This window comes from Cohnella candidum, assembly GCF_003713065.1.
Classification (GTDB): Bacteria; Bacillota; Bacilli; order Paenibacillales; family Paenibacillaceae; genus Cohnella; species Cohnella candidum.
The window spans coordinates 3371407-3386221 of record NZ_CP033433.1 but is presented as its reverse complement, the minus strand read 5'-3'; the positions used below and the strand labels follow the sequence as shown (position 1 = coordinate 3386221).

Here is a 14815-nt window from a genome sequence, read left to right as displayed (position 1 = left end):
CCTTTCGGCGCGCGGAACCGTTATTAGTAGGAGACCGACATTTTTCTCCGGAGGATTTCACGAATGCAAAAATCCAGAACGTACAAGCCTCGCTTCCGATACTTTGCCGCCATGCTGGTGATGCTGCTGTTCGCCCAAGGCGCCGCGGGCATCGCTTCCGCGGAAGACACCGTGACCGGCATTCAATTCGATGCCGTTCCTTCTCCGATCCAGCTGTACGTCGAAGACAATACGTACAGCCTGACGCTGTGGGCCAACATTCAAGGCTCCACGGCCAAAAACGTCACGTCGGACGCGACGTGGTCTTCTTCATCGAGCAGCATCAAAGTGGACAAAGGCGTGCTCTCCGCTACGGGCGCGGTCACGTCGGCGACGATTACGGCCAAATACAAAACCTTCACCGCGACGGCGACCGTGAAGGCCGATTATTACTACGCCAGCCTCAAACTCGAAAATTCGGTCGGAGGCGACGCGCCGGACCAGCTCGACATCGAGATGGGGAACAGCCTGAGCTTTAACGCTTCCGCCTATGGAGACAACGGCTCGAAGGTCGCGGCCACGGGCATGGCGCAGTGGCTCACGTCCAACGCGAACGTTGCCACCGTCTCCGGAGGGAACGTTACGCTCATCGGCACGGGAACGGTCACCATTACGGCCAAGCTGAAAGGCCGGTCGGACTCGGTGCAGTTGAACGTCACCTCGCCGTACAAATCTCTGGACATTTCGCACAAGACGGCCGATGACGCGATTGAGTTGAACGTGGGCGACGAGGATAACTACGTGCTGAAATCGTTCGTCACGCTGAAGAACTCTTCCGAGACCCAGGACGTGACGGACTTGGCGACTTGGACGAGCAGCAACGGCAGCGTCGTCAAAGTCGAGAAAGGCGTTGTCACCCCGGTCGGCTCGGGAAGCGCCGTCGTCACGGCGATGCGTTACGGGGTTTCGGATGCGGTAACTTTCTACGTGCGCACGCCTTACGAGGCCTTGAACGTCAAGACCTCCAAGCCTCTGAACATGACGCTCTACGCGACTCCCGCCGAGGTTTCGGTCTCCGCCGCCAAAGGCACGGCTCCGGCCGAAGACGTGTCGGATAAAGCCGAGTGGAAGATCGCAGACCCTATGGTGGCGATGATCGCCAAAGACAACGGCAAGGTGACCGTCACCCCGAAATCCCCGGGCTCGACGAAGCTGACGGTGTCCTACAAGGGATTGTCCAAAGAAATGACGGTCTCGGTTTTCCCGACCATCCAGAAGGTCATTATCCCTTCGGGCAAGCTGGATCTGTTCGAAGGAGAAACGGGCAACGTGCCGGCCGTGAAGGGAACGACCGTGTCAGGGGACCAACTCGACATCACGAAGCTGGTCCGGTGGAAGTCCAGCGACGAATCCGTGCTTGCGCTGGAAGACGGCAAATGGACCGCTAAGAAGGTCGGGACGGTCACATTGACCGCGGAAGTGGAGAACGAAGCGGATTACGGCACGAAGAGCGAAGAAATCGAAGTCGAAGTGCACAAGAATATTTTGACGCTGCTGACGGACACCGCGAACATGAGCGTCGTGATCGGCAAGGAAAGCGACCTGCCGAAGGTGCGTCTGGTGTTCACCGACGGCGAGGAGAAGGACGTTACCGCCGATATCGAGTGGAAAGCGTCGAACGCCAATCTTTTCGTCAAGGACGACAAAATGAAAGGGCTCCTCCCCGCCAGCGTGACGCTGACCGGCACCTACTTGGACAAGAAGATCACGGTGAAGATCCAGGTGGAAGAGGAATTCGCGTCTTTCGATATCCAGCCGAAGGCGCTCAGCCTGACGCTGAACCGGTCGCAGTCGGTTAAAGTCACGGGCATCACCAAGTCGGGCAAAAAAGTGACGCTGGGCAGCCGGCTCACCTGGACGACGTCGTCCGAAAGCTTGGTGCAAGTGAAAGGGAGCTCCGTGAAGGGCGTGGCGGAAGGAAACGGCAAGCTGACGGCGACGATCCAGGGCAAAACGCTGGAGCTGCCTTTCTCGGTCATCGCCAAGCTGACCAAGCTGACGGCGTCCGACTCTTCGTTCAAAATGGCCGTCGGGCAGTCGGAGACGGTTTCCCTCAAAGCCCTGTACGATAACGGAAAATCCGCCGACGTGACGAAATCCGCCGTGTGGACTTCCAGCAAAAACGCGGTAGCCACGGTCACGAACGGCACGATCAAGGCGGTCACCAAAGGCTCGGCGTCTATCAAGGCGGTCTATGGCGGCAAAACCGTGACGATCCGAATTACCGTCAAATAAACGAACGAAGAAAAAACAGGCTGTTCCGTGTGCGGATTCGTCCGCCGGGAACAGCCTGTTCGTCGTTTCGGGATAAGATAAAGGGGATGAGATCAAGGATTCAGGAAATACGTTTGGAGCTGGGAGCTGTAAACCGCTTCGTATTGAAGCGAAGCCGCGACCGCCGTCAGGGGCACGAAAGGCTTGTTGTCCTTCCCGACTTTCTGTTGGAAGGCCGGTGCGGCCAGCTTCGTCTTGGCTGCGCCGACCGTCATCGTTTGCGTTTTGCCGTCGGCCACGAGGGTCACGGTCCGGGTCTTCGTTTTGAATACGGCGGTTTTCTTTTTCGCGTCCCACTTGAGCTCCGCGCCCAGCGCTTTCGCCAGGTCGGCGGCTGAGGCATAGGCGACCGCGTTTTTCAGCACCGGCTTAATCGCGGTTTTCCATTCGCGTCCGGAAACGACGACCGAGAACGGAACGCCGGTTGCCCGCGCCGCGGGTTTGCGGTACTCGCCCCACATCGCCTTGGCGAAAGCCTGGGCGATCGTCTCATATCCCGCTTGCGTCGGGTGGATGTCCGGCGGAGTGCTGCCGTCCAGCGAGATGGCCATATGCGTCAAGCTGCCTTCCTTCCCTTTAAAGAGGCCGTAAATCGATACGGGCAAGACGTCGATTCCTTCGCCCTGCAGCTTCGCGGCCAGTTCGTTCACCTTGCCGGACAACGGAACGACGGCTTTGTCGTAAAGCATGTCGTACAAATCCGGCGCGAAAAACTTCGGCAAGGGCAGGTATTGGTCCGCGAGCAAAATCCGGGCATGAGGGGCAAGCGACGCGGTCAGCCGGAGGGCGTTTTCGGCTTCTTCTGTATATTTATTCAGTCTGGTGATAAAATCATTCGCAAGCGCCGCTTCGGCGTCCGTGTTGGACATCGGTTGCAGCTGCTTGACGAAATCGCCGAAATCGTTGCCGCCGATCGTGATGACGACGACGTTGGCGCTTTCCAGCGACTTTTTCAGCGCCGCGGTTTTCGCTCCGACGCCGTCCGCCATGGCGGTAATCCGGTCATCCGCATACATAGAGAAATCCTGGATGTCCGCCGCTTTCAGCGTTTTTCCTTCCTCGGCTCCCTGCAGCAGGCGAATGAGCCCTTCCGTCCGCAGCCCGAGAATGCCGTAATTCGCGGCGCTCGCCCGGCCATGGAACAGCGCCTGCTCCCGGAACCTTTCCGAATAGCCGTACGGCACGGATTTCTCCGTCATGCCCGGCTCGTAGCCGACGGCGAGCGAGTCGCCGAGCGTGACGATTCGGTACGCGGCGGGAGCCGCCGCTCCGTAAGCCGTTCCGGCCGCGGCCATGACCGCCGCGATAAGCATGGCGCAAACCGAATGCAGAAGTTTCGTTTTCAACCGTTTTTTCCTCCCCCGGATTCCTCCGAAAAGCCCGCTCTCCCAAGCATTGCTTATCGGCTTCATAAAAATATTAAATTGCCATTCCTCGAAATGTGATGTTAAAATAATATAATAACCAAAATGAATATTTATGAAATTTGGCTGAAAAACAAGCCTCGTTTCCCGTGAGTCCGCAGCCGAGACGTTCTCTTGCAGACTTCTCCATTTTAGGACAAATCGGAAGGGAATTGAAGTGTTGAAACGCCGCAATCGTTTAAAATACTTGTAATAGAGAGGTAACGCCTGATGACTGACATCGTGAAAGGTTTACCCCCGAAACAGGGCATGTACGATCCCCAGTACGAACACGACGCCTGCGGGATGGGATTCGTCGCACACATCAAAGGACGGAAGTCGCACGACATCGTCGAGCAGGCGCTGTCCCTTCTGATCAACATGGAGCACCGCGGCGGTCAGGGAAGCGAGCCGAACTCCGGCGACGGAGCCGGCATCCTGCTGCAGATCCCGCACTTGTTCTTCTCCAAGGAAGCGGCCAAACTCGGCTTCACGCTTCCGCAGGAAGGCGACTACGCGGTCGGCATGGTTTTCCTCCCGCAGGATGAAGCCATTCGACGCAAGCATGAAGAAATTTTCGAAACGATCGTCGCCGAAGAAGGCCAAACCGTTCTCGGCTGGCGGACCGTTCCGACCGACGACGGCAAGCTCGGCATTTCGGCCGCGCGCGTGAAGCCGTTCGTGCGCCAGGCGTTCATCGCACGCGATCTCAACCTGACCGGCGACATGGCGTTCGAGCGCAAGCTGTACGTCATCCGCAAACGCGCCGAGAAAGCGATCCGCTTCTCCGGCATGGAAGGCGGCGACTCGTTCTATTTCCCGAGCCTGTCGAGCAAGAAAATCGTCTATAAAGGCATGCTGACGACCGAGCAGGTGGGCAGCTTCTATCCGGAGCTCCACGAGCCCGACGTCGTAACGGCGATGGCGCTCGTGCACTCCCGCTTCTCGACGAACACGTTCCCGAGCTGGGAGCGCGCGCATCCTTTCCACTATATGATCCACAACGGCGAGATCAACACGCTTCGCGGCAACATCAACTGGATGCACGCCCGCCAGACGCTGTTCGCCTCCAAGCTGTTCGGCGACGACCTGGAGAAGGTGCTTCCGATCATCGCTCCGGACGGGTCCGACACGGCGATGTTCGACAACACGTTCGAGTTCATGTACCTGGCGGGCCGCTCGCTGGCTCACTGCGCCATGATGATGGTGCCGGAGCCGTGGCAGAACGACGAGCACATGGATCCCGACAAGAAGGCGTTCTACGAATACCACGCCACGCTGATGGAACCGTGGGACGGCCCGGCCGCCATGGGCTTCACCGACGGCGTGCAGATCGGCGCCGTGCTGGACCGCAACGGCCTCCGTCCGGCCCGTTACTACGTGACGAAGGACGACCTGATCGTCATGGCTTCCGAAGCCGGCGTCATCGAGCTTCCTCCCGAGGACATCGTGCTGAAGGACCGGCTGCGTCCGGGACGCATGCTTCTTGTGGATACGAAGGAAGGACGCATCATTTCCGACGAGGAAGTGAAGCGCACGATCTTCACCGAGCATCCGTACCGCGAATGGCTGAACGACCATCTCGTCGATCTCGAGGACGTCGAAGACGCGCCCGAACTGCCGGAACCGGACCATGCGACCGTACAGCAACGCCAACTGGCGTTCGGCTACTCGTTCGAAGACATCCGCAAAATCATGGAGCCGATGGCGCTGACCGGCGTCGAGCCGCTGGCATCCATGGGATACGATGCGCCGCTGGCCGTTCTGTCGGAACGTCCGCAGCGCCTGTTCAACTACTTCAAGCAATTGTTCGCGCAGGTGACGAACCCGCCGATCGACGCGATCCGCGAGGAAATCATCACCTCGACCTATACGTCCGTCGGTCCGGAGCGGAACCTGCTGGAGCCGGAACCGGAAAGCTGCCGCCACATCCGGCTGTATTCGCCGGTGCTCTCCAACGAGGAGTTCGCGAAGCTGCGCCACGTCCATCGTCCGGGCTTCAAGTCGATCACGCTGCCGATTTTCTTCCAGGCGGCCGAAGGCGAGCAGGGCTTGCGCGACGCGCTGAAGCTGCTGTGCGAAGCGGCCGACCGCGTCATCTCGAAGGGCCATAACATCATCATCCTGTCCGATAAAGGCCTTGACGCCGACAACGCGGCGATTCCTTCGCTGCTGGCGGTTTCGACGCTGCACCACCACCTGATCCGCCAAGGCACGCGGACGAAGGTCAGCCTGCTGCTGGAATCCGGCGAGCCGCGCGAAGTGCACCACTTCGCCCTGCTGATCGGCTACGGCATCAGCGCGGTGAACCCGTACCTCGCGTTCGAGACGCTGGACGATCTGATCCGCCAAGGCATGCTCCGCAACATTACGCATGAGAAAGCGGTCAAGAACTTCATCAAAGCGGCGACCAAAGGCGTCGTGAAGATCCTGTCCAAAATGGGCATTTCGACGATCCAGTCGTACCGCGGCGCGCAAATTTTCGAAGCGATCGGCCTGAACCAAGACGTCATCGACCAGTACTTCACCTGGACGCCGTCCCGGATCGGAGGAGTCGGCCTCGACGTCATCGCCGAGGAAGCGTTGGCGGCCCACCGCCGCGCCTATGCCAAGCAGGAAGGCGCCGAGCGCGAGCTTGACTCGGGCGGCGACTACCAGTGGCGCAAAGACGGGGAAGAGCATCTGTTCAACCCGAAAACGATCCACACGCTGCAGATGGCGACCCGTACGGGCAATTACGAAACGTACAAGAAATATTCCGCCCTCGTGCAGGGCGAATACGAAGACGTACGCACGCTGCGCTCGATGCTGGAATTCAAATTCGACCAGCCTCCGGTGCCGATCGATGAGGTCGAATCGGTGGAGTCGATCGTGAAGCGGTTCAAGACGGGCGCCATGTCGTTCGGCTCGATCAGCAAGGAAGCGCACGAGGACCTGGCGATCGCGATGAATCGCATCGGCGGCAAGTCCAACTCCGGCGAAGGCGGGGAAGACCATCGCCGCTTCATCCCGGACGCCAACGGCGACCTGCGCCGCAGCGCGATCAAGCAAGTGGCGTCGGGACGTTTCGGCGTCACGAGCTACTACCTGAGCAACGCGGACGAAATCCAGATCAAGATGGCCCAAGGCGCGAAGCCGGGCGAAGGCGGCCAGCTGCCGGGCAAGAAAGTGTACCCGTGGGTCGCCGAAGTCCGCGGCTCGACGCCGGGCGTCGGCCTCATCTCGCCGCCGCCGCACCATGACATCTATTCGATCGAAGATTTGGCCGAATTGATCCATGACCTGAAAAACGCCAATCCGAGCGCCCGCATCAACGTGAAGCTGGTGTCCGAAGTCGGCGTCGGCACGATCGCGGCCGGCGTGGCCAAAGGCCGCGCGGACGTCATTCTGGTCAGCGGCTACGACGGCGGCACGGGCGCGTCCCCGATCGGCTCGATCCGCCACGCGGGCCTGCCGTGGGAGCTCGGCTTGGCCGAGACGCACCAGACGCTGATCCTGAACAACTTGCGCGACCGCGTCGTCGTCGAAACCGACGGCAAAATGATGACCGGCCGCGACCTCGCGATCGCCGCTCTGCTGGGCGCCGAGGAATACGGCTTCTCGACCGCACCGCTCGTCACCGTCGGCTGTATCATGATGCGAGTCTGCCACCTGGACACGTGTCCGGTCGGCGTCGCGACGCAGAACCCGGAATTGCGCGCCAAGTACATGGGCGATCCGCAATACGCCGTCAACTTCATGCGTTTCGTGGCGCAGGAGCTTCGCGAAATCATGGCGCAGCTCGGCTTCCGCACCATCACCGAGATGGTCGGCCGCGTAGACCGCCTCGATACGAAGAAGGCGATCCGCCATTACAAAACGCAGGGAGTCGACCTGACGAACCTGCTCCACATGCCGGAGCTGCCGGAAGGCTCCGAGCGTTATAACGTGAAACAGCAGAACCATGGGCTGGAAGAGTCGCTCGACATCCAATCGCTCGTTCCCGCCGCTCAAGCCGCGCTGGAGCGCAAAGAGCGGGTCGAAGGCTCCTTCCCGATCAAGAACACGAACCGCGTCGTAGGCACAATTCTCGGCCACGAAGTGACGATGCGCTACGGCAAAGACGGTTTGGCGGAGGATACGATCAAGTACCACTTCACCGGCACGGCCGGCCAGAGCTTCGGAGCGTTCCTGCCGAAAGGCATTACGCTCACGCTCGAAGGGGACGCCAACGACTACGTCGGCAAAGGATTGTCCGGCGGCAAGCTGGCGATCTACCCGTCCTCGAAGGCGACGTTCAAAGCCGACAGCAACATCATCATCGGCAACACGGCGTTCTACGGGGCGACGGGCGGGGAAGCTTACGTCAGCGGCGTCGCGGGCGAACGCTTCGCGGTCCGCAACAGCGGAGCGAGCGTCGTCGTCGAAGGCGTGGGCGACCACGGCTGCGAATATATGACCGGCGGACGCGTCGTCGTGCTGGGCCGTACGGGCCGCAACTTCGCGGCCGGCATGTCCGGCGGCATCGCCTACGTCATCGATTGGGACGGACAATTCGTGAACCGCTGCAACTTCGAGATGGTCGCGCTCGAGCGTCTGGAAGAAGAGCCGGAAATCGCCGAAGTCCGCGGTATGATCGAGAAGCACGCCACCTATACGAACAGCGAACTGGCCCGCACGATTTTGAAGGATTGGAACGCATTCCTGCCGAAAGTCGTGAAGGTCATACCGAAAGACTACAAGCGGATGATGGAGCAGATCGCCAAAGTCCAGGCCCAAGGCCTGAGCGGTGAGAAAGCCTTGCTGGCTGCTTTCGAAGCCAACATGAGAGACCTTTCCCGCGTCGGCGGCAACTGATCTTCGCGATCTATGAAAACCGGATGAACCCCCGGCCTCGGGGAATTCATCCGGTTTTTTTCATGCGCTTCGGGGATAAACCGGAAGGTTCGACAAAACTTCCTTGAAAAAAGAAAGGAACAGCCCCATCGCTCGACACCCTCTGCATGGTAAGGCTCTTATAATAAACATATGTTTATGTTTTAGGAACCAATTTCCAGAGAGAGGATTTGGATGGAGCAATGGAGAGCGATTTGCGGTTGGGGAGATCCGACGAAATGCATCCAGTGGAAATAGACGTACGTAAAATTCTCGAACAAATGGGATTGGATAAGGATCGCTGGCCGCAAGAGTGGAGAGATACCGCGGAACAACAAATAAATAGCTAAGATGGCCATGAAAACAAAAGAACCTCGCAAACGGGAGCAATGAGAGACCCGTTTCGCGAGGTTTTATTCGTTGTGTACAAATTTGAGATTCAAAGGCGGACTGATCAGTTCATCGCGCGTTCGGCGCGAACGAAGGCAATGAAACGGCGGGCTTCGTCCGGCGTCAGCTTGCGTCCGTCGATCGTCAGGGCGAACCGCTCGAGCAGCTCCGCGTCGGACAGCTCCACTTCGTCGAGGAACTGGCGCACGTCGGCGTCCACCTTACCGTTCGGCGATTCCGTCCGTCCGACCAGGTAGTCGATGGAGACGGAGAACAAGTCCGCGACTTTGGAAAGCGTCTCGGTATCGGGTTCCCTGCGGTTTTTTTCGTAATGGGATAATGCTGCACGCGAGATGCCAAGGGAAGATGCCAGCTCTTCCTGTGTCAGGCCGCGCTGATCCCGAAGGAATGCGATGCGGCTGCCGATGTTCATTCGATTCTCTCCTAACTGTATCCCTTATGTGTCCATCATAATATGGAAACGGGTATTTTGCACTTGTTGCGACAAAATGTCGCATCTATCGTTCATTACTATTATACGCCATGAATTCGTTTTCTAGACGGTAATCATCCCTGAATGCTTGGTCTGTCAAGCGCTTGTTTGCTTTTTCTCTCGTAAAAGCATATGCGAATTCACTTGACATTGTTACAATTTGTATCTATTGTTAAAGAGGTGAATTGATACATTTAGTAACGTGCATGTCGAAAAGAGAATTCGGAGCTGACGGGAATGCCGGAAAAGGAAATCGTTTGGAGTCGAAAACAGCTGCGGATGAACGTCCTGGATGCGATCGACGCCGAGATGAGAATCGAAGCTCTCGGCGGCCGCCCGGTGAAGACGAATACGAGAAAAGTGCTGCTGATGGATCTTTCCCCGGACAGTCTCCGTTTCAAAACGACGTTATGGATGCCGCCGCACGAGGAATGGACGGTATTGCTTTCCTTCCGCATGGAAGGGGTATTGCTGGAGGTCGCCGGTAAAATCATACAGGCCGACGGAGAAGACCAGTGGTGGACCTATGAGGTCGAACTGGAAAGAGATCCGGTGAAACGCATCGTCCTCATGAGAGTGTTGAACCGACGGCTCCAAAGCCGGGCACCGCTGCTCTATCGGATGCATGAGGCATATCGAAAGCAATTGTGGGAATGACTGGTAGATACATCCCGTAACAACCATTAACCGTTGGATACAAAAAGTAAACACACCAAGGGAGCAAATCAAATGGAACGATTTTATTGCGTTAAATGCGGACGACTGACCGGTATCGAGCAGGCGGAGTCGCTTTTCAAGACGGGCTATTTCCGAATAGAGCACCGACTGGGCTGCTGTAAAGCCTGCGAGTCCGAAGCCGGCCTGCACGGCCATTCGAATGTCACGCTAGACGGCAATCCCGCCCATACCGTTTCCCCTTTCAGTTAAAGATTCGTATAAACCGCAAGCCGGGACTCCCGAAATTGGTATAATGGAAACCGTAAGCCATTACTTGGCAATGGAGGGGAACGCATGTCATCGGCACCCGTCGTCAAGCTGCAGGATGTGACCAAACGCATCGGCGGCCGGACGATTATCGACCGGATCTCCCTTGAGGTGTATCCGGGCGAAGTATTCGGTTTTCTCGGTCCCAACGGTTCGGGCAAAACCACGACGATCCGTATGATGGTCGGCTTGATGGCCATGACCGGCGGAGACATACATATCGGGAACCGCAGCGTCAAAACGGAATTTTCCCAAGCGGTCGCCCAAGTCGGCGCCATTGTCGAAAATCCGGAAATGTACAAGTTTCTGACCGGCTATCAGAACCTGCTTCATTTTGCGAGAATGTCCAAGGTGCCCAGAGCCCGGATCGACGAAGTGGTCGATCTGGTCGGGCTGACCGGCCGGATTGACGACAAGGTGAAGAAGTATTCGCTCGGGATGCGGCAGAGGCTGGGCGTCGCGCAGGCGGTCATGCACCGTCCGAAGCTGCTCGTATTGGACGAGCCGACGAACGGGCTCGATCCGGCGGGAATCCGGGAGCTGCGCGACTACCTGCGCCGGCTGGCGCGGGAAGAAGGGACGGCCGTGTTCGTCTCCAGCCACCTCCTCTCGGAGATGGAGCTGATGTGCGACCGCGTCGCCATCCTTCAGAAGGGGCAGATCATCGATATCCGGTCGCTGCGCCCCGACGGCGGGGACGCTGCCGACCGTTCGGCCGAAGAAGTTCTGTTCGACGTGGATCGCCCCGATGCCGCGCTTGACGCGTTGGCGGGAATGGGCGCGGGTCGAACGGCGGAGGAAGGCTTGACCGTGCAAGCGGATCGCAAGACGGTAGCCGCCATTAACCGCAGGCTGGTCGAAGCCGGCATTCAGGTCTACGGCATCCGCGTCAAAACCAAGTCGCTTGAGGATCAATTCCTCGAGGTGACGGGGGGTGAGACCGTTGGTTGATTTTTGGAGCTTGATTCTGAACGAGAATATGAAAATCTACCGGCGCGTCGCCACTTGGATCATGCTGGGGTTCGTCGTGATCATGCCGCTGGCGATGTCCGTGCTGTTCTACTTCGCTGCCGGAGATCAGGATTTGGCATCGAACTGGTGGGTCATGAAAACCGCCAGCCAAATTTTATTTCCATTGATAACGATCTTCACGGCCGTCAAAGCCTCGGAGTCCGTCGCGGGCGAATTCACCTGGGGAACGATCAAGCTGCTGCTGATTCGTCCATGGAGCCGTTCGTCGATATTGCTGTCCAAGTATATCTCCACGATCCTATTCGCCTTGTTTTTCACCATCATCGGCTTCGTCGTATCACTGCTCGCTTCTATGGCCTTGTTCGGCTATTCGAACTCGGCGACGGACCTGTCGCAGACGATGAACTCGCCCTGGACTTACATGCTGGAGTTTTACGGGCTGCAGTTCGTCAGCCTGATCGTCATCGTCACGTTCGGCTTCATGATGTCGTCGGCTTTCCGCAGCAGCGGACTGGCGATCGGCTTGTCCATTTTCCTCCTGCTGTCGGGGAATCTGCTCGCCGCCTTGTTCGCGCTGGCCGATAAAGCCTGGGTCAAATACGTGATGTTCCTGCATCTGGATTTGACCTCCTATTTGAACGGAGGCACCGGCCCGATTCCGAACCAGGAAACGACGCTCGGCTTCTCGATCGCGGTATTGGCCGTTTACGTCATCATTTTCAACATCGTCTCATGGTCCGTCTTCGTCAAACGCGACGTCGCGGCATAATCCCGGACGCTCTTCCTCTCCGCCCTTAGGGGCGGATTTTTATTCCTTGACATGTTACAGTTCGTATCATAAAGTATTTACATATTGTATCGAGCAGCGGAGAAAGGAAGGCGACGGCATTGGCTGTTTATATGCTCCCTAAGAAGCTGGAAGGAAACAAGTACATTGAATTGCTGGTCGAATCGCTGGAACGAAGAGACTTGCCGGTGAAATCGTTCAACCGGGAAGCCGTCGTCCGGATCGGGAGGGGAGACGTCTTCCATATCCACTGGCCCAGCTACTATTACACCGGCAAAAACGCGGCCATGACCGCGGCGAAATCCGCCCTGTTCGTTCTCTTGCTCGTCTATTTGCGGTTGAGAGGAGCCAAAATCGTCTGGACGGTTCACAACGTATGGCCCCACCAAACGGGGGAAACGGGCTGGAACCGTTTCATGAGAAAGCTGCTGTGCCGTTTTTGCAGCCGTTTGATCGTGATGGGGGATTCGGTGAAGGCGGAGCTGGTCCGGCACTTCAAAGCCGACGAGAGCAAAATCGTCCGCGTCCCCCACGGCCATTACGGCGGCGTATACGGAAGCAAAGGGACGAACGTGCGAGCGAGATTCGGCATTCCGGAAGAGGATTACCTGTTCCTGTTCGTCGGCCAAATCTCTCCTTATAAAGGGCTGGATCATCTGGTTCCGAGCTTCAAGCGGATGAGGGACCGGCACACGCATCTCCTGATCGCCGGCAAGCCTTCCTCCGACTTCGACCGCTCGCTGCTCGCGGACTGCGGCGAAGGCGTGCACTTGCATCTCGACTTCGTTCCCGACGAAGAGCTGGCGGATTACGTCCGCGGTGCGGATGCGGTCGTGCTTCCCTATCGCAAAATCACCACTTCCGGCACCGCCATTCTCGCCGCTTCATACTGCAGGCCGGTCGTCGCGCCGGATCTGGGACTCCTGAAAGATTATCTGACGCCCGACATCGCCATCCTCTACGACCCGGGGAAGCCGGACGCCTTGGCGGCCGCGATGGCGGAAATAAAAGAGAGAAGAGACGAGTTCCGTTCCGAAGACCGGTATGCCCGCATCCTGCGGGATTTGGACTGGCACTCCGTGTCCCGGACCATGCTGGACGTTTACGGCACTCCCGCACAGGTGATGACATGTCCGTAGCGAGAAGCTCCCTGTGGGCCATCGCCCAGTCGGTGTCCACCCAAATCGCGGCCATGGCCGGCAGCGTCGTCCTGGCTCGCCTGCTGTCGCCGGAAGCGTTCGGACTTCTCGGAATGGCGACCATCTTCACCGGACTGGTCGCCGTCATCCAGGAAGTCGGAATGGGCTCGTACCTGATCTACAAGCAGCAGGCCTCCCCCTCGTTCATCCCGACCGCGAATTTCATGAACCTGGCCATATCGGCCGTCCTGACGCTTATCCTCGTTCTCGGCGCCAAGCCGATCTCTTCCTTCTACGGAGCCGCGGAAGTGGAGACGATCGTGTACTACATCGCCGCGGGGGTGATGCTCGGTTCCTTCGGCATGACCGCCAAGAGCTACTTCCAGAAAATCATGAAATTCCGGCGGCTGGCACTGACCGACCTGTCGGCTGAACTGCTCTGCACCGCGGCGGCTATCGCTTTGGCGCTGAACGGCCAAACGATTCCGGCGATTACGGCCAAGTTTCTGGTGCGTCCAGCCCTGCAAACGCTCATTCTCCTGTGCGGTCCGGAATGCCGGATATTTCTTCGTCTGCGGTTCGACCGTGCGGTTGTCCGGGAGATGACCGGTTACAGTCTCCCGCTCATTCTGTCCCAGATGCTGATTTACCTCAGCAGCGTAGCGGATTACCTCGTGGTCGGCAAAACGATGGGAAGCCGCGTGTTGGGGCTTTATACGATGGCGTTTACTTGGGCTTTCCTGATTCGGACTTACGTGTCCGGACAAATCGCCCGAGTCATGTTTTCCGAGTTTTCCCGGATCCAAGGGGATCCCGCGCAAATCCGCAACCAATACCTTCGCTTAATGGAAGTGATGGCGTTTGCGCTGTTCCCCCTCTGCACGGGCTTCTGCCTGCTCGCGCCGGAGTTCGTCGCTACGCTCTACGGAGACGCTTGGAAAGAGGCGGTGCCGCCGATGCGCCTGCTCATGGCGGCAGGTCTCGCATCCGGTCTCGGAACGGTCAGCGGAGCTTTGTTTAAAAGTCTCGGCAGGCCCGATTACGAACTGAAGCTGTTTTCCGTCATGTTCGTCGTCACCTGCGGGATGTTGTACGCCGGCTCTTATTTCGGAATTCTGGGCGTCTGCGCGGCCGTACTTGCCGAGAATCTGATCGTTCTCGTCATCCGCAGCTGGTTGGTCGCCAAGCTGCTGAAGCTGGCTATGCTCCGTTACGTCGCATGTTTCGTGCCGTCCGCCGCGAGCGCGCTGGGTATGGCCGGCGTTTATCTCCTGGCGACGGCGCTTCCCGAAGCCGGCTTGCCGGCGCCGGTACGTCTCGTTGTATGGAGCCTTATTCTCTCGGCCGTCTATCTGGCGCTGTCCCGGTTCCTGAACCGGCCCGCCTACCGCATGGTCAAACAACGGCTTTTCCCGATCGGGCAGAACGGTTGAGCCGTTTTTTCTTGCTTGACTAGTTACAAAATGTATCCTATATTCAA

10 protein-coding genes are annotated in these 14815 nt (G+C 58.2%); 8 read left to right on the top strand and 2 right to left on the bottom strand.

Going from position 1 to position 14815, the window contains the following annotated elements; all coding sequences use genetic code 11:
* Positions 1–63: 63 nt before the first annotated feature.
* The gene (locus EAV92_RS15485; protein ID WP_123041942.1) at positions 64–2274 is read left to right on the top strand and encodes a hypothetical protein; all 2211 of its coding nucleotides are present in this window, start codon (positions 64–66) and stop codon (positions 2272–2274) included.
* A 92-nt stretch (positions 2275–2366) separates the two neighbouring features.
* On the opposite strand, the gene EAV92_RS15480 is transcribed toward EAV92_RS15485, so the two are convergent.
* Complete coding sequence (locus EAV92_RS15480; protein ID WP_164472800.1) at positions 2367–3659, bottom strand: SGNH/GDSL hydrolase family protein; 1293 nt, start codon at positions 3657–3659, stop codon at positions 2367–2369.
* Positions 3660–3947: 288 nt separating this feature from the next.
* Here EAV92_RS15480 and gltB point away from each other — a divergent pair, with 288 nt between their 5' ends.
* A complete protein-coding gene (gene gltB / locus EAV92_RS15475) occupies positions 3948–8552 on the top strand; it encodes a glutamate synthase large subunit (protein WP_123041940.1) in 4605 nt (1534 codons plus the stop codon).
* 472 nt (positions 8553–9024) lie between these two features.
* Here the strand turns inward: gltB and EAV92_RS15470 are convergent, their stop codons facing one another.
* Complete coding sequence (locus tag EAV92_RS15470) at positions 9025–9393, bottom strand: helix-turn-helix domain-containing protein (protein WP_123041939.1); 369 nt, start codon at positions 9391–9393, stop codon at positions 9025–9027.
* Positions 9394–9690: 297 nt separating this feature from the next.
* Between EAV92_RS15470 and EAV92_RS15465 the strand changes: the two genes are divergently transcribed.
* The 6 genes from EAV92_RS15465 to EAV92_RS15445 all read left to right on the top strand — a co-directional run bounded on the left by EAV92_RS15465 (position 9691) and on the right by EAV92_RS15445 (position 14768).
* Positions 9691–10110, top strand: a complete 420-nt coding sequence (locus EAV92_RS15465; protein ID WP_123041938.1) for a hypothetical protein — start codon at positions 9691–9693, stop codon at positions 10108–10110.
* Positions 10111–10182: 72 nt separating this feature from the next.
* A complete protein-coding gene (locus tag EAV92_RS24580; protein WP_164472799.1) occupies positions 10183–10380 on the top strand; it encodes a hypothetical protein in 198 nt (65 codons plus the stop codon).
* A gap of 84 nt (positions 10381–10464) precedes the next feature.
* Positions 10465–11388: an ABC transporter ATP-binding protein gene (locus tag EAV92_RS15460; protein WP_123041937.1), complete on the top strand. Its 924-nt coding sequence runs from the start codon at positions 10465–10467 to the stop codon at positions 11386–11388.
* Entirely contained in the window at positions 11381–12178 is a 798-nt protein-coding gene (locus EAV92_RS15455; RefSeq protein ID WP_123041936.1) for an ABC transporter permease, read from the top strand. The genes EAV92_RS15460 and EAV92_RS15455 overlap by 8 nt, the downstream gene beginning before the upstream one ends.
* Before the next feature lie 119 nt (positions 12179–12297).
* Entirely contained in the window at positions 12298–13335 is a 1038-nt protein-coding gene (locus EAV92_RS15450) for a glycosyltransferase family 4 protein (protein ID WP_123041935.1), read from the top strand.
* Positions 13326–14768, top strand: coding sequence for a lipopolysaccharide biosynthesis protein (locus tag EAV92_RS15445; protein ID WP_123041934.1), 1443 nt, complete (start codon positions 13326–13328; stop codon positions 14766–14768). The genes EAV92_RS15450 and EAV92_RS15445 overlap by 10 nt, the downstream gene beginning before the upstream one ends.
* The last annotated feature ends 47 nt before the right edge of the window (positions 14769–14815 follow it).